Raw genomic sequence first — 21,963 nt, 5'->3', positions numbered from 1 at the left:
TCGTTGTCATGCCATGTCTTTCTGGTGGGGAAGGGGTGCCACCATGGCGCGCCACGCGGCGGCCAGGGCATCCTGCGAGGCGGGTGGCAGCACCCCCAGCCGCACTTGCCCCGGCAAGCCGAAGGAAGCGCAGTCGCGCAGCTTGATGCCCGCATTGCGCAGCCCGTCGAGCATGTGCGCGAAGGCCTGCGGCGGATGGGAGCCATTGGGCAGGGCGCAGAAATAGTTGGCCAGGCTGCCGGGCTGCACCTGCCAGCCCAACTCCGCACACAACCCCTGCTGGCGCGCTTTCCAGTCGCGCAGGCTACCCAGGCTGTGCACCAGCCACTGCTGCACCGTGGGCTGAACCCACGCCTGCAGCAAGGCCACGCCATGCGCTCCCACGGGCCACGAGGGGGCCAGGGCGTTCAGATGGCCCACCACTTCATCAGCGTGAGCAGGCGCCACGGCGTAGGCCGCGCGCACGCCCGTCAGCCCCAGGGCCTTGTTGGGCGTCCACAGCTGCCAGCAGGCCGGAGGCAGCTGCTGCGCGGGCGCGCCCGTCCAAGCGCCCTCCCCGTCCAGCCGCAGCGGTGCATAAGCGCAGTCGAGCACGCGCAGCGCCGGTGCGGTGGCGCCCTGCCGCCATGTGCGCGCGACGGGGTCGGCGTGGCCCAGCGGGCTGGAGGGCTCGCAGGCCCATTGCAAACCCGCAGCGGCGGCGGCGCCACCCCGCACCCATGCCAGGCCACGCGCCTGTGCCGCCTGGGCATAGTCGCCAAAGCTGTGCGCGGGCACGGCCACCTGCACCGCACCCTGATGCGCCGCCAGCGCGGTAATGCGGTGAATGAATTCACTGGCGCTGGCCGCCAGCACGATGCGCGCCGGGGGCACGCCATGAAAAGCACCCAGACCCTCGCGCAGCGCGGCGTAGGCCGGGTCGGGGTAGCGCGTGGCGTCGACCGCCTGCACGGCGTGCAGCGCCTCGGGGCACGGGCCACAGGCGTTGCTGTTGGTCGAAAAATCGTGCAGCGGCACGCCCGCCGCATCGGGGCCACCATGCATGGGCAACACCGCCACCACGTTGGTCATGCGCCGGTCGCCACCACGACCAGGCAGCGAACCACCGCCGCCAGCGGCACCAGCGCCATCACCACCGTGGACACCAGCTTTTCCGCGCGCCGCGTGTCAAGCGGTCCGGCTTTGCGGCCCTTGCTGTTGAGCACATAAACGCCCGGCTTGGCCAGCCGCACCCCCAGTGCCATGGACATCGCCGCCATGGGCCAGCCGCTGTTGGGCGAGGGGGTTTTGCGCGCCTGGCGCGCCAGGGTGCGCAGCGGCAGGCCCCGTGCGGACAGCGCCAGCAGCAGCGCCGTGATGCGCGCGGGCAGCCACGACAGCACATCGTCCGCGCGGGCGGCCCACTTGCCCGCCCATTGCCAGTAACGGCCGCCGCGCATGCCCGGATAGCCCCACATGGCATCGGCCGTGTTGGCAAAGCGGTACAGCGCGGCGCCGGGCAGGCCCAGCAACGCAAACCAGAACAGCGGCGCCACCACCGAGTCGTTGAGGTTTTCGGCCAGCGATTCAATGGCCGATTCGCGCACCTGCAATGCATCGAGCTGCGCCACATCGCGGCTCACCAGGCGCGACAGGCGCTCGCGCCCCTCGGGCAGCGAGCGGGCCAGAGCATCTTCCACCGCCAGCACTTCGTCGCACAGCATGCGCCAGGCAAACAAGGGCTTGAGCAGCAGCGCCATCAGCGCCGCCGCCAGCACCCAGTGCAGTTGCAGCGCGGCCCATTGCAGACCCCAGAAGATTACAAAAACCATAGCTGCCAGCGCACACCAGACAAGCGCTGCAGCCCAAAAACACTTCCAATCGGCCGACCTGGGCGCCAGCGGCGCAAGCCGCTCGCCCCACCAGCGCAGCACCTGCCCCATCCACACCACGGGGTGCGCGCGCGCGGGCGGCTCGCCCACCAGGCGGTCCAGCCACACCGCCAGCAGCAGCGCCACCGCGCCCAGCAGCGCCGCCCCCATGGAATGGGGCAACATCCCTACCGCTTCGAGATTCATGGCGTTGGTCCTTCCGGGAACAGGCTGCTGGCCTGGCCCCAGGCATTGTCGAACACCAGCGCCTGCAGCGGCTGGCGCTGGGCCCAGCGGGCCTGGGCCAGCATGGGCTCGGCATAAAACGCCTGCACCGGCCCCAGGCACAGCAAGGCGATCGGCTCGGCACCCTCGGGCAACTGCAGCACGCGGGCCACGGCGGTGGGGTCGAACAGCGACACCCAGCCCATGCCCAGACCCTCGACGCGCGCCGCCAGCCACAGGTTCTGGATGGCACAGGCGGCCGAGGCAAGGTCCATCTGCGGCAGCGTGCGGCGGCCAAAGATGTGCTTTTCGCGGCCATCGGCCAGCGAAACCGCCAGCACCTCGGCGGCATCCAGCAGGCCCTGCACCTTCAGGCGCATGAATTCGTCCTCGCGCTCGCCCAAGGCGCGGGCCGTAAGCACGCGTTCCTGCTCCACCAGATCGTGCAACTGATGGCGCAATGCGGCGTTGGTCACGCGCACGAAGCGCCACGGCTGCATGAAGCCCACGCTGGGCGCATGGTGGGCGGCCTGCAGCAGGCGGCGCAGGGTTTCGTCCGCCACCTGGCCACCGGCAAAGTGGCGCATGTCGCGCCGTTCAAAGATCGCCCGGTACACGGCCCGGGCATCGCCGGGCGCAAAGGCCAGGGAGGAATGGTTGGCGCTGCCTGCGCCCTCCACCGCCGTCACCATCAGTCCTCGATGCCGCGCTGCGCGGGCACGCCCGCCTTGAAAGCGTGCTTGACCAGCTGCATCTCGGTCACGGTGTCGGCCAGCTCGATGATCTCGGGCGGGCAGCGGCGGCCGGTCAGGCACACATGCACATCTTTAGGCCGGTCGCGCAGCGTTTGCAGCACGCCCTCAAGCGGCAGCCAGCCATAGATGAGTGGGTAGGTGATCTCGTCGAGCACCACCAGAAAATAATCACCCGACAGAATCGCAGCACGCGCCTTCTCCCAGCCGTCACGCGCCAGCTGCGCGGAGTGCTCCAGATCCTGGCTCTTCCAGCTGAAGCCGTCGCCCAGGCCCTCGATGGGAATGCCGATCTGCTCGAACATGCGGTGCTCGCCAAACCGCGCCGTGGGCACCTTCATGAACTGGAAGATCTTCACGGACTTGCCGCGGCCATGGGCACGCAGCGCCAGACCGAAAGCTGCAGTGCTCTTGCCCTTGCCATCGCCGGTGTTGACGATCACCAGGCCACGGCGCTCGCCCTCGGGTTTTTCATAGCGCTTCTCGGTGGGAGGTGTTTCAATTTGCATGGCGTTCATTCTTTCAGAGTGGTCGGGCGTCACATCGCGGCCCGTTGCGGCTTTGGGGACAGGGAAGATGGGCGGCGGGCCTGCCAGGCAGCGCCAGCGAGCACCACAAGGGCCATGACCAGCAGCGCCACGATGCCAGCCATGCGCTCCAACAACGTGATTTCGGTCACTGTGGCTTCGCGCTCGGGCTGGCGCTCCAGCAGCACGCCCATGGCGGGCAGATCGGGCGCGACCGGATGGAGGTTGGCCTGGGGCGGTGGTGCAGGCAGATCGGCGGACAGTGGCGCGGGCTGCGCCAACGCAGCCGCAGGCAACCGCGGCGTGGCCACGGCCACGCCGACGGGTGCAGGGGCGGCGCCCTGCACGGCCTGCTCCACCCAGCGGCGCACGCTGGGCAGCTCGGCCGCCAGCGGCGCCGTGCGCGTCAGTTCCTGGTACATCTGCGCGAGCTGTTTCTGCGTCTCGGCATCGGCCTGCCAATAGCCCTGGCGCTGCGCCTGCACCAGGCGCTCCAGCGACTGGGCGTAGGCCTGCGGATGCTCTTTGAGCCACTCGGGCAGGCCCAGCTGGTGCTTGTCGCGCACCAACACGTCGTAGAAGCTTTGCCAATGGTCGCTGCGCACGGTGTCGGGCGCCACGGCCTGCCAGCCCCAGGCGAACTGCACGGCCTTGAGCACCTGCAGCGTGCCCGCATAGCCCTCGGCCTTTTGCGCCTGGAGCCAGCCGGGGTGCAGGTAGCGCGACTGCATCTCCAGTGCAATGGCGCGCTGCGCGGTCTCGGTGGTGGGCTCGCCGGCATCCTGCAGCTGGGCCACATGCAACTCCAGCCCCTGCGCTCGCCCGGCCACGCGGGCTGCGGCCGACAGGCCACCCAGGTACTGAAAAGGGTCGTCCGAGCTGACCATGGCGTACAGGTGCGAGCTGCGCGAGAGGATGGCGGCGTCGGTGCGGCGCAAATGCGCGCCCAGCGCCTTTGCAGCCGTGCCGCCCGCAATCCCCGTCACGGGCTCGCCATCCAGATAAGGCTGGCTCATGCGTTCGAGGAACATCTGGCCCAGGCGCGCATCGTTGGTCTGCAGGCCATCGCTCTGCACCGCGTCCGACAGGCCGGTGCCATAGTCGCCCGCCGCATTGCCGAACGCGCGCACACGCGCCAGTTGCTCGGCCTGCGCGCGGGGCACGCCTTGTTGGCGCAGCTCCTGGCCGATCTGCTCGGTGTTGCGCGCAATCACATTGCCGGGCTCGGCCGTGGCGGCCTGTGCCACGGCGCGGTCGAGCAGCGCCATGAGCGCAGGGAACTGGTCGCGGTACGAGCCGGTGATGCTCATGAGCACATCGACGCGCGGGCGTTTCAGCTCGTCGGCGGCGATGGTCTCCACGCGCACCGGGCGGCCCGCGTCGTCCCACACCGGGCGCATGCCCAGCGCCACCAGCGCCTGGGCTTCCATGATGCCCTGGTGGCGCAGCGTTTCGCCCGCCCACAGCGACAGCGCCATGCGCTGCGGCGACTGGCCGCCATGGCGCGCCTGGTAGTCCTTGAACCAGTCGTTGAACAGCGTCTGCGCCACGGCATAGGCCTGGCGTGTGGGCAAGCGGCTCGGGTCCAGCCCCGTGAGGTTGCGGCCCGTGGGCAGGCTGTCGGGGTTGCGGATGGGGTCGCCCCCGTAGGCGGCGGGCAGGTAGCGGCCCTCCAGCGCGGCCAGCAGGCCCGGCATCTCGCCCTCGGTGGCCAGCAGGCGCTCCAGCTCTTGCGCGCGCTGGGCCAGTTGCAGCAGCGCGGGCGTGTCGATGGGCTTGCGGGCAGCGCGGTTGGGCACGTAGTCTGCGGCGCGCACCAAGCCGTCCTGCGCGGGCTGCGTGTCGGGCAGCGCGGGGCGCAGGTCCAGCACGCTGGCGGCCTCGGCGTCCTTCAAAGCCACTTCCAGCCAGCGCGCGGGGCGTGCGGCCAGCACGGCATCGTGCTTGATCAAAAAGGCCTCGTCGATGTCTTCGCCCAGTGCCTCGATCAGCGGCTTGCGCAGCGCCTGCAGGATGGTCTCGCGCCGCTGCTCTGGCGCGTGCACGCGGCCGAACACAGCCAGGCCCTTGGGCTGCGCGCTCTGCGCCAGCTGGTCCAGGTAGGGGTGCAGGATTTCCAGGAAACCACTGAAGTCGGCCGCGATGCGGTCAGCGCTCCAGCCCAGGTCGCGGTGCAGCTGGTGCTCCACAAACTGCGCCACCAGCTGCTTTTCCAGCGCGCGGCGCGTGGGGCCTTCGTCCACAGTCTCCCATTCGTGCATCACCTCGTGCATGTGGGCCATGCGCGCCTCGAAGCCTGCCGGGGCGAACACGGGCGTGCGGTGGCTTACCAGCACGGCGCGGCCGCGGCGCTTGGCCGTGAGGGCCTCACCCAGGTTGTCCACGATGTACGGGTAGACCACGGGCAGGTCGCCCAGGGGCAGCAGCGCATCGTCGTGGACATCCAGCGCACGCGCCTTGCCACCCGCCCATTCCTGCGTGCCGTGGGTGCCAAAGTGGATCAGCGCATCGGCCTCCAACTGAGCCCACAGGTACACGGCCAGGTAATGGTGCGACAGCGGCGCCTTGGACTTGTGCATGAAAGGGTTCTGGCCCAGGCGCAGGGTTTCCTCGCGCGGGGGCTGGGGCAGCACGGCCAGCTGGCCCACCTGCAGGCGCGGGATGGCGAATACCTTTTCGCCCTGCCACTCGACCACGTAGCGGCTCTTTTCGGGTGCGCCCCAGTGCGCGTTCATGCGCTCGCGCACGGCCTTCGGCAGCGTGGCCAGGTGCCGCTCATAACGCGCCAGCGGCAGCGCGGCGGCCTGTCCGTTTTGCAGCAGCGCGCGTACATCGGCGCCGGGGTAGTAGGCGGCGAGCAGCGGCTTCAGGCCATCGATCCAGCCCTGCTCGGGCACACGCTCGGTGCGATAGCCTGCCTGGGCCAGGCCGCCAGAGACCTGCTCCAGGCTGCGCGGCACGTTGAGGAACGAGGCACCAAAGTTGGTGCCGCCCGGGGGGTAGTTGTAGACCATAGCCACCAGGCGCTTGTCGGCGGCGGGTTGGGTCTGCAACGCGATCAAGCGCCGCGCCTTGGCCGCCACGGCCTGGGCCTGGCGTTCGATGAGGCGAAAGTCACGGCCCTCGGCGCCGTGGGCCGTGACCAAGACCGGATCGATGGCACCGGCAGCCTCAGGCTGCGCCAGATAGAACGGCACGTCGGACAGCGACAACCCCGTTGCGCTTGCCTCCCAGGCAGCGGCATCGCCCGCGCGGTAAGGCTGCGTGCCCAGCAGGGGCGCGCCCCAGCGGGCCAGCAGCGGCTGCAGCGCAGCGGCCTGGGGCACCAGCTGGTGCAGTACCAGGGCCGAGGCGTGCAGGCGGCCGGGGCCGGTGCCGCTTTCGGGGGGCAGCTCCAGCACCTCGGCCAGCGTGTGCGCCGTGATCTGCTGGCCAAAGGCCGCATAGGCAAACAGGCCCTGCGCGCGGAAGGTGCGCAGCCAGGCATCGAGCCATTCCGTGCTGCCATCGACAAAATGGTGGCGGTGCACCAGCACGGCCACGGCGGGCAGGCTGCGCAGCGCGGGGTGGCCCTGGCGCCAGGCCTCCAGCGCGGCGGCGTTGGGCAGCAGGCGGGGCGCGTCGGGGTGGTAGATGCCACGGGCGGGCAGGATGTCGGGCGCGGGCAAGGCTGGCATGGCAGCACCCGCGACGGTGGCGCGCGCCAGGGCGATGGCGCTGTGCAGGTTGCGCGGGCCGCCCGCCTGCAGGTAGGCCACCATGCGGGCGGGGGCATCCAGCGCAGACAGGTCAACAGCGGGCGTGCCCGCAGGCACCCAGACGACGCGGCCTGGCGAGCGGGCAGCACGGGCGTCCAATGCCGGTCCCGCCATGCGGCGCAGGCGTGCCTCCACGCTGGCATGGGGCGCATCCACCCACACCAGCGCAGCGCCCGCCAATGCACGCTCCAGCTTCTGGGCCTGTGCCACGTCGAGCACCGCCGGGCCACCCAGCGGGTAGTCGATGTGAGCAAAGCCCAGGCCCGCCTCGGTGGCCAGGCGCTGCACCATGGCCGTGCGCGGGGCGGTGGTGATGTCGGACGTCAGCCACAGCAACACCGGCGCAGCCTGCGCAGCTTGCACACAGGGCGTCATCAGCAGCAGGCACCACAGTGCCGCGCGCAGGGTCCATGCCCTCATGGCCTGGCGGGCTTGGCCGTGCCCGCGTCTTGAGGCCCCGCACCGGTTTCGGGGATGTAGACGATGTTGCCGTCTTCGAGCTGGTAGGCCACGCCCGCGCGCACGCCCTGCCCTTGCGCTGCGCTGCCAGCGCCCTTGAAGCGCACTTCCTTGCCCTGCTCGCGCACCACCACCTCCATGTCAGGCTGGCCGGGGTTGCGGATGATGGTGACGCTCTCGTTGGCGCTGGTCTGGGTCTGCACGGCCACGGCCGTGAGCAGCGCCACCACGAGCACCAGGAACACGTCCACCAGGTTCACGGCGGACAGCATCGGGTCGTCGTCGTCCTCGGCCAGCACATTCAGGTGCTTCAAAGTCATTGCGCCACCCCGCGTTCCTTGCGCACCACCAGCAGCTCGGCCAGCAGCCAGCGGCGGCGCACCGAGTACACCACCAGGCCCACCGACGCGGCGGCCAGCGCCAGCACCACGCCTGCAAACGCGCCGCTGAACACGGCCAGCGCCTGCTGGCCGTTGCCCGCCGCCACGCTCTGCAGCGCAGGGCCGAGCGGGATCATGGTGGCGATCAGCCCCAGCATGGGCGACAGGCGGCTGAGCAGGCGCACGGGCTCCACCTGGCGCACCAGTTGCAGCTCCAGCTCTTCCATCGACGAACCAGGCGCCACGCGCAGCGAGCGGTATTGCGGCTGGCGCCAGCGTTGCCAGGCCTCCATGAGCGTGGCGCCCCCCATCCACAGCGCGTAGACAAACGCCAGCCCCACCAGCACCAGCACGGGCCACAGCAATGACTGCGCGACCTGCGAAAAACCCGCTTCGATGTTCATCCGTTCACTCCCTGAGATTCTTGGTTGTTGTTCTTGCGTTGCAGCGATGGCAACGCCATCCACATGCCCTCCATGTGCCGCACCTGGATTCGGTGGTCAAACACCTGCTCCAGCGCTGCGTGGGTGGATGGCGCATTGCAGGCGCCGTGGTGCAGCACGCGGCCCGCCGCCATTACCACCATGTCATCGGCCTGCAGCGCCAGCGACACCTCGTGCAGCACGCTGACCACCGTGCCGCCAGCCAGGACCAGCGCGCGCATGGTGTGCAGCCAGTCGGTCTGGTGCGGCGGATCGAGGTTGGCCAGGGGCTCGTCCATCAGCAGCACCTGCGCCTGCACGGCCAGGGCGCGGGCCAGCAGCACGCGCTGGCGCTCGCCGCCCGACAGCTGCGACAGCGGGCGGTGGCGCCAGTCCCAGGCCTGCGTGGTGCGCAGCGCTTGTTCCACGGCGGCATGGTCGGCCGCGCTGGGCGGGGCCAGCCAGGGCTGGTGCGGCAGGCGGCCCAGCATGGCCACGTCGTAGCTCGTGAGGTCGTCGGCCGAGCCTTCGTTCTGGCCCAACCAGGCGAGTTGCCGGGCACGTTCGCGCGCAGGGATTTGCGCCAGCGGGCGGCCCAGCAGCTGCACTTCGCCCTGCACCGCAGCACGCGGCAGCAGGCCCGCCAGCACCTTGAGCAAGGTGGACTTGCCCGCGCCATTGGGGCCGACGATGCTGGTCCAGCGCCCGGCGGGCAGTTGCAGGTCAATGCCCTGCAATATCAAGCGATTTCCGATGCTGGCGCTTATCTGGCAAGCGCTGATAGCTATTGAACTCATAGCAAACTGCCTTGCGACGACGTACGTCGGTGCATGAGCCACAGCAGGTAGGTGCCGCCCAGCGCCGCCGTGAGCACGCCCACCGGCAACTCCTGCGGCGCCAGCAGCCAGCGCGCCAGGATGTCGGCCGCGAGCAGCAGCACGGCGCCCATCAGGCTTGCGAGCACGATGTGCCGCTCGTGCGTTACGCGCACGATGGAGCGCACCAGGTGCGGCGCGGCCAGCCCGACAAAGGCAATGAGCCCCGTCTGCGCCACCGCCGTGCCCGTGGCCAGCGCCATGGCGGCCACCAGCCCCACGCGCATGGGCATGAGCGGCAGGCCCAGGCTGGCGGCCGTGGCCTCGCCCAGCGTGAGGCCGTCGAGTGCGCGCGCCAGCATCCAGGCGACCACCGAGCACAACCCCCAGGCCACGGCCATGAGCAGGCAGGCCATCCAGCCCACAAAGGCGGTGCTGCCCAGAATGAAGGCCTGCATGGCCTGCAGGATGTCGGGCGAGGCCAGCTCCACCAGGTCGCGCAGCGCGCCCAGCACCACGCCCACGATCACCCCCGCCAGCAGCAGCCGCAGTGTGTGCTGCACGCCCTGCGCCAAGATCAGCGTCAGCACCACCGCCCCCGCCGCGCCCAGAAAAGCCATGCCCGTGATGCCAATGCGCGCCAGCCACTGCGCCGCCACCGGTGACACGCCAAACAGCGCCATGGCCACCGCCCCGCCCAGTGCCGCGCCCGAGGCACTGCCCAGCAGGTACGGGTCGGCCAGCGGGTTGCGAAACAACCCCTGCGCCACCGCGCCCGACAGGCCCAGCAGCGCGCCCGCCAGCCACGCACCCAGCGTGCGCGGCAGGCGGATGTCCCACACGATCTGCCAGGCCACGGGGTCGCCATGCATGCGCAGCACGCTGTCAAAACCCGTACTGCCCACGCTGGCGCCACACAGGGCCAGCACGGCGCTGGCGAGCAACAGCCAAGCGGCACACCATGCGGCACGGCGGCTTTGCCCGACGTAATTGGTGGACGAATTCACTTGTCGCTATTTCCAATGTTGGCAGCGGCTGCGACAGGCACGGCCGAGGCCAGTGCACCCGTGGAACTGGCTTTGCCAGGCCACTGGGTGCGTCCCCCTGAGGGGGAAGGCGCCGCAGGCGACTCAGGGGGAGCTTTCTCCACCAGGCAGCGCGCCATGATGCGGGCCGCCTCGGCCATGCGCGGGCCGGGGCGCACCACCACGTCGGAGTCGCCGGGGCCGAACACGCACAGCCGGTTGCCCTGGATCGCACGCATGCTGGCCCAGCCGGGGTACGGCACCATGGCCTGCATGCTGCGGTTGCCGATCATGATGATGTCGGGGTTGGCGCGCACCACGAACTCGGGGTTCAGACGGGGAAAAGGCCCGAGCGATGCGGGCACCACATTGCGCACCCCCAGCCGGGTGAGCGATTCGCCGATGAAAGATGCCTCGCCCGCCGCATAAGGCCCGCGGCTCACCTCGAAGTACACGCGCGCATTTTTGGCCCTGGGTGGCAGCGACTGCGCCGCCGCCTGCACACCCGCATCGATCACGCGCCAGAGGCGGTCGGAGCCTTGGGCGCGGGGCACGCCGAGCAGGTCGCTGACGGTGCCGAGCACGCGGCGCACATCGGCATGCGTCTTGGGCTCCAGCGCCACGACGGTGAGCCCCAGCGCCTCCAGCCGGTCGCTGGCGCGCGAGCTGACGGACATGAGCACCAGGTCAGGCTTGAGCGCCACGACAGCCTCGATGCTCGGGTCCAGCCCGCCGCCCACTTTAGGCAGCTTGCCCACCACAGCGTCGGGCCAGTTGGAATAGCGGTCGACCCCAACGAGGCGGTGGCACTGCTCCAATTCGCACACGCTTTCGGTCAGCGAGGGCAGCAGGCTCACGATGCGCTGGGGCGAACGCGGCAGCGCCACCGCGCGGCCCCGGTCATCGGTGATGTGCACCGGCTGCGCCTGCGCCTGCGCCAGCCCGGCCATGAGCAAGCCCAGCGCAATAAGAATCGCAATCACCCACAGGATGCGGCGCACGGGAGTCGGTTTCATGAACGGGGTTCTTTCAAAGTCAATGGCAGCCCGGCGGCCATGAGGGTGACGCGCGGGCACAACTGCGCCACTTGCTGGTTGAGTGTGCCCAGGGCATCGACAAAGGCACGCACTTCGCGTCCCATCGGGATGACGCCCAGACCGATTTCGTTGCCCACCAGAACCACGGGCCCGGGGGACTGCCTGATCGCTTCCAAAAACATAGCTGCTTGCGCTTGCCATATATGGGCTAGAGCCTGTTTTTGCTCAATATTCATAGTTTCCACACCGAAAGGCATTGTCCAGTGGGTGAGCCACAGCGTGAGGCAGTCCACCACCACCAGCGTGTGGGCAGCGCTGTGCCGCGCAACGGCGGCGGCCAGATCTCGTGGCTCTTCGATGGTGCGCAGGCCAGGCACGCGCAGGGCGCGGTCGCGCCGGTGGCGCGCGATGCGCTCGCGCATCTCGTCATCCCAGGCCTGGCCCGTGGCGATGAGCACAGCGCGGTGTTCATCCGATTGCGCGAGCCAGTCGCGCGCCACCAGCTCGGCGCGGCGCGACTTGCCGCTTTTTTGCCCGCCCAGGATGAGTTCGGTGGTGATGGGTACGTGCGGCATGGTCATACGGGCACTGCGCCGAGCAGATGGGCCACAGCCTCGGGGCTGGACGGAAACCACGCATGAAAGTAGCTGGCGTGGATGCTGCCCTGCTGGTACAGCACCTCGCCAAAATCCGGCGCGGGCGCTTCATCCGGCCGGGTCGTGCGGGCCACCACGGTGGCGCTGCTGTCGCTGGTCGAATAGTGAAACGTGTGGCCGCGCAGGGTGTGCCCCGCCACGTCCAGCTGCTGCGGCCCCAGCGCCGCCAGCCGCTTTTGCATGGTCACGCGGCCGGGCAGCAACCCCCACAGCGGGGCCATGCTGCCGTCGGCCAGCGTGATGGATTCGAACAGCGCCATCATGCCGCCGCACTCGGCCCAGAGCGGCTTGCCTGCAGCCACATGCGCACGCAGGCTGGCCTGCATGCCGGTGTTGGCCGCGATTGGCGCGGTGTGCAGCTCGGGGTAGCCACCGGGCAGCCACACGGCGTCGCATTCGGGCAGCGCCGCGTCGTGCAGGGGCGAAAAAAATACCACGCGCGCGCGCATCTGCTGCAGGCACTGCAAATTGGCGGCGTAGATGAAACAGAACGCGGCATCGCGCGCCACGGCCACCCTGCGGCCCGCCAGCAAGGCGGGCACAGCAGCCGTGTGCGCGGGCGCGGGGAAATCCACCGCCCAGCGTTGCAGGTCCTGGGCCGTCATCTGCCCCAGCGGCGTGGCCGCCAGCGCATCGGCAGCGGCATCCAGGCGCTGCTGGCTGTCCAGCAGCTCGTGCGCCGCCACCAGGCCCAGGTGCCGCTCGGGCAGCAAGGCCCCGGCAGCCCGGGCAGCGCCCACGTCAACGCCCACATCAGCTTTCAAGGTCACCCGCATCAGGGCACCCAGCCATTCCTGGGGCTCGCGCAAGCCTGCCTGCAGCATGTCGGCATGGCGTGCGCTGCCCACGCGGTTGGCCAGCACGCCCGCCCACGGCAAGCCCGGGCGGTAGTGCCGCAGGCCAAACGCCAGCGCGCCAAAGGTGCCAGCCATGGCCGACGCATCCACCACCGCCAGCACCGGCACACCGAAGCGCTGGGCCAGGTCGGCCGCACTCGGATCGCCATCGAACAGGCCCATGACGCCCTCAATGAGAATGAGGTCGGCCTCATGCGCCGCCGCATGCAGGCGCTGGGCGCAATCGGCCTCGCCCGTCATCCACAGGTCGAGCTGGTGCACCGGGGCACCGCTGGCAAGCTGGTGCCAGTGCGGGTCCAGAAAGTCGGGTCCGCACTTGAACACCCGCACCTGAAGGCCCCTGCGCGCATACAGCCGCGCAAGGGCCGCCGTGACGGTGGTCTTGCCCTGGCCGGACGCGGGTGCGGCGATCAGGAGCGCCGGGCAGCGGGCAGCGGCGGAGGTACGCAGGGTCACAGGGGAGCCCACTTCAGGCCCACATACAGCGTGCGGCCGGGTGTGGCGTAGGTGCGGGCCAGCTGGTAGTCCTTGTCGGCCACATTGTCGATACGGGCCAGCAGCGTGTAATCGCGGGCAATGCGGGTGCTGGCGGAGAGGTTGACCAGCGCATAGCCACCTAGCACATTGGTGTTGGCCACGGTGTCGAAACGGCGCCCCGAGGCCTGCACCTCGGCGCCCAGAGTCCAGTCGGCAATGCGCGTGTCGGCACCCAGGGTGGCATGGCGCTTGGCCCGCCGGGCCAGTTGCTTGCCCGTGTCCAGGTCGCGCGGATTTTGCAGGTCCAGCGAGCCGTGGAGCTGCACACCCGACAGGTGGTAAGACCCGGCAAACGTCACACCCTCGTACTGCGCGCGGGCCGTGTTGGCATAGCAACCGAACGGGGATGCACAGGCACCTGCACCAGCGAACGAGATCAGGTTGGAAACCCGGTTGCGGTAGGCCACCACCGAGAAGCTGCTGCGGTCTTGCGCATACCGCAGGCCCAGTTCGGCGTTGCGGCTGGTTTCGGGCTGCAGGGTGGCCACGCCGTATTCGCTGAAGCGGTGGTACAGCGTGGGCGCCCGGAATGCCGTGCCCACCGAGGCCGTAGCGCGCCAGTGCGGCGCAAATGCGTAGCCATAGGACGCGCTGCCTGTGTCCTTGCCACCGAACTCGCTGTCGGAGTCATGGCGAGCATTGAGTTGCACGGCATGGCGCCCGGCGTTAAAGCCATAGCCCAGCGCAAGCGCATTTTGTGACCGGCTGCGGTCGATAGGATCGTTCTGCAACTCGTCTTCACGACGCTCCAGTGCCGCACTGAAGCGATGGGCGCCCCAGCGCAAATCGTTTTGCCAGAGGTAGCCACGCAGCTTGGTCTCGGTGAGGTAAGGCGATGGCGTGGTTTCGTAGCGGTTGACCGAATCGGTGACCGACACACGCGTACTGTAGGCATCCGACCATTGCGCTGCCCAGGCGAGGCCTGCCGTGCGCAGGCGGTTCAGGCTACGGTCATCTACGGGCCTGGCCGCGCTGAAGGAGGTATTGTCATAGCCCGCGTTCATGCGGCTGGCCAGCAGCGTCGCATCCAGGCGATGCTGGGCATTGATGCGCAAGCCCAACCGGGCATTGCCAGAGGTGCTGCGATAGCCATCGCGGTCGGGGTTATGGGCACCGCTGACCTTGACGTCAAAACCATCGCTGATTTCGCGCGCAATGCCCAGCGAATAATCGAACGCACCGTCCTGCCCGGCCGAGCCGCTGACACCGGCCTCGATCTTGCGGGTGCCCTGATTGCCAATGCCCACGCCCACATAGGGCTTGGCGGGGCCTTCGCCCCGGCGGGTGAAAAGCTGGATCACGCCGCCAATCGCGTCCGATCCATAGACCGCAGCGGCCGGGCCACGCAGCACTTCGATGCGGTCGATCTGCGACAGCGGGATCTGCTCCCACTGCGCGCCGCCGGTGGACTGGGAGTCAATGCGCACGCCGTCGATATACACCGCCGTGAAGCGCGATTCGGCGCCCCGCAAAAAAACGCTGCTGGCATTGCCCACGCCACCGTTGCGCGAAATCTCGATGCCCGGCAGGCGTGCCAGCACGTCGGCCAGGCCCGTGGCACCGCTGCCTTCGATGGTTTCGCGGTCCACGATGGACACATCGGCCACCAGATCGGCCAGGGGTTGCTCGGTGCGCGTGGCGGTCACCACGGTGTCTTGCAGCGACGGCATGCGTGCGTTTTGCGCCAGCAGCACGGGTGCAGCGAGCGACTGCGCTTGCACCGCATGGGCGGACACCAAAGACAGGACAGCCAGCACGCAGGGGCGCAGGCACAGCGGCGCAACAGAGCGCACACGGCGCGCACGAGGGGTACGGTTTTTCATAGAAATCATCATCAACAAACAACCCGAGCCGGCTTCCCCGCCAGCATGTGGGAGACAAGGTTGCGTTTGCCTCAAAAGGCGCACGAAACCACCGTGTTGGCCGGTATCCGGGCTGGCGGAACGCCCTCCAATGCCTTCCCAGGCGCTTGTTCAAGGCGCCCAGTGGCTTGTGAATGGAGAGGGAATCGGATGATTCGTCCGCTGACCGTTGCGGGGGCAGCGCAGGCTGGGCGCACCATGTTTGGTGAAACCTCCCTGCTTCCCGTTGAACTGCGGTATGTGAACCACACCGCGAGCACCAACGGCGTGATTTTAAGGGCATTCCGGGTGCGCCCCTCTACAATCGCGGGCTGTATGGACGCTCCCTCCACCACCGACCAGATCGCCGAGCGCGTTGAGCGGCTGCTCTTGCGCCACGCTGAACTCCAACGCACCAACGCCCTGCTGGCAAGCCAGGTGGCGGACCTCACACAGGAGCGCGACTCCCTCAAATCGCGCCTGAGCGCCGCCCGCGCCCGGGTTGACGCATTGCTGGAACGCCTGCCGCCAGCCCCACCTCCCAAGGACGCCGAATGAAGCAAATCGAGGTGCAGATCCTGCAGCAAAGCTATCTGCTGTCCTGCCCCGAAGGGCACGAGTCGCGATTGCTGGAAGCGGTGGAGCGTGTGGACACCGCCATGACGCGCATCCGCGATGCCGGCAAGGTGCGGTCGCGCGAACGCATTGCGGTGCTGGCAGCACTGAACCTTGCGTTTGACATCGCCGACCGCGAAGCCACTGATCTGGCGGCTGCGCCCGCCCCTCAAGCCACGCAAACCCAGACCAGCGGGCCGGCCAGCCTGCCGCTTGACGCCAGCACGGATTCCCAGCGGCTGCAGTCGCTCGTGCAGCGACTGGATGAGGCCCTGGGCGATGACGGACGACTGCTCTGAGGCAAGCCCCTGCGGCGCATCGTCGGTTGCCATCTTTACATCGCGCAGTGCCTGCAGTTCGCGCGGCCAACGCCTACAATAGTGGCGTCTGCGGTGCTGCCGGGCTTTATATTTCCTTGAACCAATGCTCACTGAGCACGGGCTTGGTACATCGCCCGGTGAGCGTGATCATCTCGCGTCAGATGAACCCAACGCCAGGCTGCCCTCGCCCACCTGAACCCCCGGTTCAGGATGCCGGTCCGGTGGCACTTGCAGACACCCTCTTTTTCTCCCCCGTCAGTGCACCCACACACTGCACAGACGCGGCGCACTCAGCCTTTCCGCATTCCTTTGCCCCATGCTTGAACCCCTTCTGATGGTTGAACTCGGAATCCTCGGTCTGGGCACCGGCTTTCTGGCGGGGCTGCTCGGTATTGGCGGTGGCATGTTGCTGGTGCCTTTTCTGACCTACATCCTGGGTCACCAGCAAGTGGCGCCCGATCTCGCCGTCAAGATGGCCATTGCCACCTCCATGGCCACGATCATGTTCACCTCGGTTTCCAGCGTTCGCGCACACCACCAGCGCGGTGCCGTGCGTTGGGACATCGTGCGTCGGCTGGCGCCCGGTATCGTGTTGGGCGGGCTGGTAGCAAGCCTGGGCGTTTTCGCGCTGCTCAAGGGCGCATTTCTCGCGATCTTCTTTGGGCTTTTCGTGAGCTTCTCGGCCTTTCAAATGTTTCTGGACAAGAAGCCAGCGCCGTCCCGGCAGATGCCGGGAACCGGCGGGCAACTGACGGCGGGCGGGCTGATTGGTTTCCTGTCCGGCCTGGTGGGCGCGGGCGGGGGATTTGTCAGCGTGCCCTTCATGACGTGGTGCAACGTGGCCATTCACAATGCTGTGGCCACCAGTGCGGCCCTGGGCTTTCCCATTGCCCTGGCGAATGTGGTGGGCTATGCGGTGGGCGGCCAATCCGTGGCGGGCCTGCCACCTGCCTCGCTGGGTTATATCTGGTTGCCTGCTCTGGCAGTCATTGCCACCTGCAGCGTGCTGACCGCGCCGTTGGGCGCCCGGGCTGCGCACCAGCTGCCGGTCAAACAACTCAAACGCGTGTTTGCCAGCCTGCTGCTCATGCTCGCAGCCTACATGCTCTGGAAAGGCTTGTCGGCCTTCTGAACCAACACTCCGCATTGCGGGGGTCGACGCATCATGCGGCGGCCCGGTCCATGCGCCGGCCAAAGAGCATGTTCACGACCTAAACGGTCGGCGCCTCTGGCGCAAGCTGCGCCAGCCCGTGGGTGGATTTGCCCAGCAACTGGCGGAACTCGGCCACGGGCAGGCCAGGTGAGCACAGGAACCCCTGAAAATGTTCGCACTGCATTTGTTGCAGCACGGCACGCTGGGTAGTAGTTTCCACCCCCTCTGCCACCACTTCGATATGCAGCGCACGCCCCATGCTGATGATGGCACTGACAATGGCACGGTCGCCATCATCCTCGGGCAGGCCCCGCACAAACGACTGGTCGATCTTGAGCTTGTGGATGGGCAGCTTCTTCAGGTAGGCCAGACTGGAGTAGCCCGTACCAAAGTCGTCAATCGCCAGGCCTACGCCAAGCTCTGCCAGAGCCCCCAATCGCTGCTCCATTTCCTGCGCGTCCTGCAGCAGGATGGTTTCGGTCAGTTCCAGCTCCAGCAAGGTCGGTGGCAACTGGTGCACGGCCAGCAGGCGGGTCACGCGTTCGACAAAATCAGTCTGGCGAAACTCCAGGGCAGACACATTGACGGACACCACAATGGGCATGCCCTCGTGCCTCCATTGGGCAGCCTCGCGCACCGCCTGCTCCATGACCCACGCCCCCAGCGTCACGATATAGCCCGACTCCTCGGCCAAGGGCACAAACTGCGCGGGGGACACCACACCAAACTCGGGATCCGTCCAGCGGATGAGTGCTTCCGCTCCGACGATCCTGCCGGTAAGAAGATTCACCTGGGGCTGGTAATGCACGGCCAGGCGCTGCTCGCCCAGCGCCTGGCGCATGGCGTGCTCGAGCTTCATGCGCGACAACAGGTTGGCGTTCATCTGCGGCTGGTAGAAGCCATAGCTGCCACGCCCCCGCTCTTTGACACGGTACATGGCCGTATCGGCCTGCTTGATGAGGTCGTCGAGAGTGGCCCCATCTTGCGGATACAACGCCATGCCGATGCTGCACTGGATGGAGAAGCCCATGCCATCGAGCAAATAGGGGCTGAGCATATCGTCCAGTATCCGGCGCGCCACGCTTTCTGCCACAACGGCGTCGGCCCCATGCACGTAAATCACAAACTCATCGCCACCGAGACGGCACAGCATGTCCGTCTGCCGCAGGCAAGCCTGCAGACGCTCGGCGACCAACTGCAATACCCGATCCCCAAACGGATGACCGAGAGAGTCATTGATGATCTTGAACCGGTCCAGGTCCAGGAAAAGAATGGAAAAGCCCGTGTCACTTGCGCGAGCACCCTGGATTGCGGTATCCACCCGCTGAGACAGCAGCAACCGGTTGGGCAGGCCAGTCAGAACATCGCTGTAGGCGAGCTCTTCAATGCGTTTTTGGGCTGCATGCTGTAGCGTGAGGTCTCGCATGAAGCCAATGCTTTGCACCAGCCGGCCTTCGTCATCGTGCAAGGCCACCCACGAAAGATGCACGGCACAGTAGGCGCCATTGTCACGGGGCAGCCAGAGCTCGCCCTCCCAGAAACCGTCGCGGTCCCACCCCGCCAGCACCTGCGCCATGAACGAGGCATCCGACCCATTGCCAAACAGGGACGCCGCCATACACCCCACAAAAGCAGCAGCACCGGCGCCCACCAATCGCTCGCAACCCGGGTTCATGCGCATCAGGTGATGCCGGCTGTCTGCAATGAAAATGGCATCCAGGCTGGAATCGAAAACCCGTGCAGCCAGGCGCAAGCTGGCCTGCACCTCCGCTTGGCGGGTGATATCCCGAAACGAATACACCCGCCCCACGGGGCGTCCCTGGTGAAGCTGGGGCACAACGCGCCGTTCCACCGTCAGGCCACCGTGCAACTGCAGGATGTCGGCGCTCTCCAGCAGGGGCTCGCGCTCAAGGGCAATCAGGCGTTGCTGGTAGTCTTGGCGATCCACCACCCGGGATGCCATATGGTCATGCACCGCAGCGTCGTTGCGCTGCACCAGGAGGTCGCGTGGAATGCTCCAGATTTGCGCCAACCGCTGGTTGAAAGCGCGCACACGCCCATCAAGCCCGCACACAAGCATTCCGTCGGCCGCAGAGTCGAGGGTGGCGCGCAATTCTGAAAGCAGGGTCTCCAACTCCCGCTCTGTGGCCTCATGGGCACTGCGATCGAGCATCGTCAGCATAAAAACCGCACGACCATTGCCTTGTTCCACACAGCTGACACGCCGATCGACCGGCACCAGCAAACCATCTGGCCGCAACACACTGGTATGCGAGCGTATGCCATCCGCAAGGGTGGCAACGGGCTCGGCCCAGAATGCGTGATCCTGGGGCGTTGCCGCCAGGCATGTCACCGGCTTGCCCACCATGTCATTTGCTGGCATGCCTGCCAGTCGCTCGGCCGCCTTGTTCGCCAAAAGGATGCGCAAGCTGTGGCCATCCACGAGCCACACTGCCTCCAGCAGACCGTCCAGCAAAGACAGCAGCGGCAACTGACTCACGCTTGGGCCTCGTCAGGACCCGGGTCGACAGCGCGTTCAAAAAAATAGCAAATCCGCTTGCGTGGCGAAAGGTAGTCGAGGGCATCGCGCGGCAACTGGGCAGGTTTCAAGCTGCGTCGTATGCCCAGTTCGGGCATCGCCTCCAGATCCAGCACCTGTGCCTCATCCTTGGGAACCCGAGGATCGTGAACGATCACTTTGGGCCGCAGCGGTCTGGAGGAGTTGACCGACACCACGATGGCGTAACGGTCATTGACAAGCTGCACCACCGATCCCGGCGGATACACGCCCATCATGCGGATGAAGGCGCCCAGCACCACCGGGTCAAAGCGGGATTTGATCTGGGCAAAAATCACTGACAGGGCTTCATGGGGCGTCAAGGCATCCACACCCGCCGCGGGGTTGCACATCCGGTCGTAGTGGTTGACCAAAGCCAATATCTGGCCCGAACGTTGCATATCCTCGCCCACGAGATGCAGGGGAAATCCGCTCCCATCTGCCATTTCATGGTGCTGCGCGATCGCTGTCAGGACCGAATCAGACAATCCCATCAATTGCGCAAAGGCAACTGACTGCCCTACGTGCGATTCATACCGCTGCCGTTCGACCGGCGTGAAACCGGCAGTCGGCACGTTGAGCTTGCCGAGATCGTGCAGCAACGCAGCGATCCCGAGTTCGTGCAGTTCCGGGCTTTTCATGCCCAGTGCCTTGCCGAGCAAAAGGCTGATGACCATCACGTTGACGGGATGCTGTGCGCTGCTCTCGCCCACGCCTTCTGACAGGAGACGGATCACGGAGTCGCCGTTCTCCAGCAACTCCCTCAGGCAATCCGACACTACCACCTCGCACTGGGTGCGAGCCAAGTCGGGCTGAACAACAACCGTGCGCTCCAGCGCTTGGTACTGCCGCGTTGCGTCCCCGAAGCGCTGATTGCACGCGGCCAGCACCCGACTCTGAAGCTCCAGGTGGGAACAGTTCCGGGCCGCGACGGAATCCGCGTCAGCAGAAACCTGCGCCACTGCGTCTTCGATCGACTCTGCAGCAAGGGTGTCGCGCGCGTTGCCAGAGTTCCTATCCAGCGCATGCACTTCAGGATCACTTTTACTGGGGAAGTAACGAACCTCTACGATGCCCAGCTCCCTGAGCGTGGCGATCTGGTCTGCGGACGCAATGCGAAAGCTGCTCACCGGGAAGGGGTGACGCATCCAGCCCAAATCGAGCTGAACGTACATACCGACACGAAGCTGACTAATATCAATAAGGAGGGAAGAATTCACGACACAGGAGGCGAAACATGGCGATATGAATTCCACCAATAATTACAACAATTATCGCCACTTCACCGGCCACTCCGCCCCTCGCAGCAAAAAAGCAGCAATGTCAAACAACACTGCGCCACAGAACAGTCGAAAGAGCCAGAGACGTTCTGCCCAGGATTATTCCGCTCAAGCCCGGGGAGACTATTGGCTACCGGCACCAGAGAGACGGTTTGTAGACCAGGTCCATCCACAAGGCCCAGCCGGCCACCCCCACAAGCGATGCTCCCGCCAGCCTAGTCCCCCAACTGGCCCGCACGGCATTGAGGTATGAACGCAATTTGCCCCATACCAAGGGGCCGCCCACCAGCCACAGGCCACTGCCCACACCAAACAGCGCCATGGTGGCAGCGCCCTGCACGGCCCCCCCGCTGAGCGCTGCAACCAGTAACGCCGAGTACAGCAATCCGCACGGCATGAGCGCCCAAAGCGCCCCCGCCACCATCAGCCCGCCCGGTGCACGGACAAGGGGTTGCACGCGGCGCCAGGCCGCACGCCCAGCCTGCTCCACCCAGGCAGGCTGGCGCGCCTGCACCATCATCATCAGTCCCCAAACCATGACCGCAACATGCATCAACGTCCATACCTGACTCAAGGCCATGGTTTGCTGCGTCAGCCATGCCAGGCTGTCCATGGCCAGCGCAGCCAGCGCGCCCGCCCCGGCATAGCCCACCAGGCGCCCGAGATGGAACACCAACAAGCGGCGCGGCATTGCGCCTTGGGCAAGCCACTGCACGGGCTGGGAGGCGGTGCCGCCGGTATCGCCGGTATCGCCCGCAGTCGAACACGGCGCGCCCTGGCCCACGAGCACACCGCAAGGTGCGGAGCACATGGCGAGGCAATGGGGCCCACCGGCGAGACCCATGAGCAAGGCAGTTATGGCAAGGGGCGCAAGCATGAAACCTGGTGCACAGTTCG

The 21,963-nt window shown here is 67.2% G+C and carries 19 protein-coding genes and 1 riboswitch; of the genes, 3 read left to right on the top strand and 16 right to left on the bottom strand.

Annotated features, from left to right (window positions below; all coding sequences use genetic code 11):
* Positions 1–6 precede the first annotated feature (6 nt).
* The 13 genes from J8G26_RS09365 to J8G26_RS09305 are packed head-to-tail and all read right to left on the bottom strand — an operon-like array spanning position 7 to position 15,123.
* Positions 7–1,071, bottom strand: a complete 1,065-nt coding sequence (locus J8G26_RS09365) for an aminotransferase class I/II-fold pyridoxal phosphate-dependent enzyme (protein WP_246881320.1) — start codon at positions 1,069–1,071, stop codon at positions 7–9.
* Positions 1,068–2,057 carry an adenosylcobinamide-phosphate synthase CbiB gene (cbiB, locus tag J8G26_RS09360; protein WP_210568738.1) on the bottom strand — a complete coding sequence of 330 codons (990 nt, stop codon included), beginning with the start codon at positions 2,055–2,057 and terminating at the stop codon, positions 1,068–1,070. Before cbiB ends, J8G26_RS09365 begins: the two co-directional genes overlap by 4 nt.
* Complete coding sequence (gene bluB, locus J8G26_RS09355) at positions 2,054–2,767, bottom strand: 5,6-dimethylbenzimidazole synthase (protein ID WP_210568737.1); 714 nt, start codon at positions 2,765–2,767, stop codon at positions 2,054–2,056. Before bluB ends, cbiB begins: the two co-directional genes overlap by 4 nt.
* A complete protein-coding gene (gene cobO, locus J8G26_RS09350; protein WP_210568736.1) occupies positions 2,767–3,336 on the bottom strand; it encodes a cob(I)yrinic acid a,c-diamide adenosyltransferase in 570 nt (189 codons plus the stop codon). Before cobO ends, bluB begins: the two co-directional genes overlap by 1 nt.
* 29 nt (positions 3,337–3,365) lie before the next feature.
* Entirely contained in the window at positions 3,366–7,532 is a 4,167-nt protein-coding gene (gene cobN, locus J8G26_RS09345) for a cobaltochelatase subunit CobN (RefSeq protein WP_210568735.1), read from the bottom strand.
* Entirely contained in the window at positions 7,529–7,891 is a 363-nt protein-coding gene (locus tag J8G26_RS09340; RefSeq protein ID WP_210568734.1) for a DUF2149 domain-containing protein, read from the bottom strand. Before J8G26_RS09340 ends, cobN begins: the two co-directional genes overlap by 4 nt.
* Positions 7,888–8,355 carry a hypothetical protein gene (locus J8G26_RS09335; protein ID WP_210568733.1) on the bottom strand — a complete coding sequence of 156 codons (468 nt, stop codon included), beginning with the start codon at positions 8,353–8,355 and terminating at the stop codon, positions 7,888–7,890. Before J8G26_RS09335 ends, J8G26_RS09340 begins: the two co-directional genes overlap by 4 nt.
* Entirely contained in the window at positions 8,352–9,170 is an 819-nt protein-coding gene (locus J8G26_RS09330; protein WP_210568732.1) for an ABC transporter ATP-binding protein, read from the bottom strand. Before J8G26_RS09330 ends, J8G26_RS09335 begins: the two co-directional genes overlap by 4 nt.
* Complete coding sequence (locus J8G26_RS09325; protein ID WP_210568731.1) at positions 9,167–10,195, bottom strand: iron ABC transporter permease; 1,029 nt, start codon at positions 10,193–10,195, stop codon at positions 9,167–9,169. The genes J8G26_RS09330 and J8G26_RS09325 overlap by 4 nt, the downstream gene beginning before the upstream one ends.
* Entirely contained in the window at positions 10,192–11,229 is a 1,038-nt protein-coding gene (locus tag J8G26_RS09320; RefSeq protein ID WP_246881319.1) for an ABC transporter substrate-binding protein, read from the bottom strand. The genes J8G26_RS09325 and J8G26_RS09320 overlap by 4 nt, the downstream gene beginning before the upstream one ends.
* Complete coding sequence (locus J8G26_RS09315) at positions 11,226–11,831, bottom strand: bifunctional adenosylcobinamide kinase/adenosylcobinamide-phosphate guanylyltransferase (protein WP_246881318.1); 606 nt, start codon at positions 11,829–11,831, stop codon at positions 11,226–11,228. The genes J8G26_RS09320 and J8G26_RS09315 overlap by 4 nt, the downstream gene beginning before the upstream one ends.
* Complete coding sequence (locus J8G26_RS09310) at positions 11,828–13,219, bottom strand: cobyrinate a,c-diamide synthase (protein ID WP_349238313.1); 1,392 nt, start codon at positions 13,217–13,219, stop codon at positions 11,828–11,830. The genes J8G26_RS09315 and J8G26_RS09310 overlap by 4 nt, the downstream gene beginning before the upstream one ends.
* A complete protein-coding gene (locus J8G26_RS09305) occupies positions 13,216–15,123 on the bottom strand; it encodes a TonB-dependent receptor (protein ID WP_210568729.1) in 1,908 nt (635 codons plus the stop codon). The genes J8G26_RS09310 and J8G26_RS09305 overlap by 4 nt, the downstream gene beginning before the upstream one ends.
* Before the next feature lie 80 nt (positions 15,124–15,203).
* Positions 15,204–15,441: riboswitch (cobalamin riboswitch) on the bottom strand.
* A 36-nt stretch (positions 15,442–15,477) separates the two neighbouring features.
* Between J8G26_RS09305 and J8G26_RS09300 the strand changes: the two genes are divergently transcribed.
* The 3 genes from J8G26_RS09300 (at position 15,478) to J8G26_RS09290 (ending at position 17,208) form a co-directional block, all read left to right on the top strand.
* Positions 15,478–15,699: a DUF904 domain-containing protein gene (locus J8G26_RS09300; protein WP_087746481.1), complete on the top strand. Its 222-nt coding sequence runs from the start codon at positions 15,478–15,480 to the stop codon at positions 15,697–15,699.
* On the top strand, positions 15,696–16,055 hold the full coding sequence (locus tag J8G26_RS09295) for a cell division protein ZapA (protein ID WP_086912035.1): 360 nt from the start codon (positions 15,696–15,698) through the stop codon (positions 16,053–16,055). Before J8G26_RS09300 ends, J8G26_RS09295 begins: the two co-directional genes overlap by 4 nt.
* A gap of 337 nt (positions 16,056–16,392) precedes the next feature.
* On the top strand, positions 16,393–17,208 hold the full coding sequence (locus tag J8G26_RS09290; RefSeq protein ID WP_210568728.1) for a sulfite exporter TauE/SafE family protein: 816 nt from the start codon (positions 16,393–16,395) through the stop codon (positions 17,206–17,208).
* 79 nt (positions 17,209–17,287) lie between these two features.
* On the opposite strand, the gene J8G26_RS09285 is transcribed toward J8G26_RS09290, so the two are convergent.
* From J8G26_RS09285 to J8G26_RS09275, 3 genes are all read right to left on the bottom strand, one after another.
* The gene (locus J8G26_RS09285) at positions 17,288–19,729 is read right to left on the bottom strand and encodes a bifunctional diguanylate cyclase/phosphodiesterase (RefSeq protein ID WP_210568727.1); all 2,442 of its coding nucleotides are present in this window, start codon (positions 19,727–19,729) and stop codon (positions 17,288–17,290) included.
* On the bottom strand, positions 19,726–21,006 hold the full coding sequence (locus J8G26_RS09280; RefSeq protein WP_210568726.1) for an HD-GYP domain-containing protein: 1,281 nt from the start codon (positions 21,004–21,006) through the stop codon (positions 19,726–19,728). The genes J8G26_RS09285 and J8G26_RS09280 overlap by 4 nt, the downstream gene beginning before the upstream one ends.
* 190 nt (positions 21,007–21,196) lie before the next feature.
* Positions 21,197–21,943, bottom strand: a complete 747-nt coding sequence (locus tag J8G26_RS09275) for a sulfite exporter TauE/SafE family protein (RefSeq protein ID WP_210568725.1) — start codon at positions 21,941–21,943, stop codon at positions 21,197–21,199.
* Between the last annotated feature and the right edge of the window lie 20 nt (positions 21,944–21,963).

The sequence above is a fragment of the Acidovorax sp. JG5 genome (assembly GCF_017939685.1).
Classification (GTDB): Bacteria; Pseudomonadota; Gammaproteobacteria; order Burkholderiales; family Burkholderiaceae_C; genus Acidovorax.
Note: the sequence above shows the minus strand (reverse complement) of the source record. Positions and strands in the feature narration are given on the sequence as shown.

Bases quoted from the DNA above. Each gene is read 5' to 3' on its own strand.
- J8G26_RS09300 (WP_087746481.1), top strand. From the start codon at position 15,478: ATGGACGCTCCCTCCACCACCGACCAGATCGCCGAGCGCGTTGAGCGG.
- J8G26_RS09320 (WP_246881319.1), bottom strand. From the start codon at position 11,229: ATGAAACCGACTCCCGTGCGCCGCATCCTGTGGGTGATTGCGATTCTT.
- J8G26_RS09365 (WP_246881320.1), bottom strand. From the start codon at position 1,071: ATGACCAACGTGGTGGCGGTGTTGCCCATGCATGGTGGCCCCGATGCG.
- cobO (WP_210568736.1), bottom strand. From the start codon at position 3,336: ATGCAAATTGAAACACCTCCCACCGAGAAGCGCTATGAAAAACCCGAG.
- cbiB (WP_210568738.1), bottom strand. From the start codon at position 2,057: ATGAATCTCGAAGCGGTAGGGATGTTGCCCCATTCCATGGGGGCGGCG.
- J8G26_RS09275 (WP_210568725.1), bottom strand. From the start codon at position 21,943: ATGCTTGCGCCCCTTGCCATAACTGCCTTGCTCATGGGTCTCGCCGGT.
- cobN (WP_210568735.1), bottom strand. From the start codon at position 7,532: ATGAGGGCATGGACCCTGCGCGCGGCACTGTGGTGCCTGCTGCTGATG.
- J8G26_RS09340 (WP_210568734.1), bottom strand. From the start codon at position 7,891: ATGACTTTGAAGCACCTGAATGTGCTGGCCGAGGACGACGACGACCCG.
- J8G26_RS09335 (WP_210568733.1), bottom strand. From the start codon at position 8,355: ATGAACATCGAAGCGGGTTTTTCGCAGGTCGCGCAGTCATTGCTGTGG.
- J8G26_RS09305 (WP_210568729.1), bottom strand. From the start codon at position 15,123: ATGAAAAACCGTACCCCTCGTGCGCGCCGTGTGCGCTCTGTTGCGCCG.
- J8G26_RS09295 (WP_086912035.1), top strand. From the start codon at position 15,696: ATGAAGCAAATCGAGGTGCAGATCCTGCAGCAAAGCTATCTGCTGTCC.
- bluB (WP_210568737.1), bottom strand. From the start codon at position 2,767: ATGGTGACGGCGGTGGAGGGCGCAGGCAGCGCCAACCATTCCTCCCTG.
- J8G26_RS09290 (WP_210568728.1), top strand. From the start codon at position 16,393: ATGCTTGAACCCCTTCTGATGGTTGAACTCGGAATCCTCGGTCTGGGC.
- J8G26_RS09315 (WP_246881318.1), bottom strand. From the start codon at position 11,831: ATGACCATGCCGCACGTACCCATCACCACCGAACTCATCCTGGGCGGG.
- J8G26_RS09330 (WP_210568732.1), bottom strand. From the start codon at position 9,170: ATGAGTTCAATAGCTATCAGCGCTTGCCAGATAAGCGCCAGCATCGGA.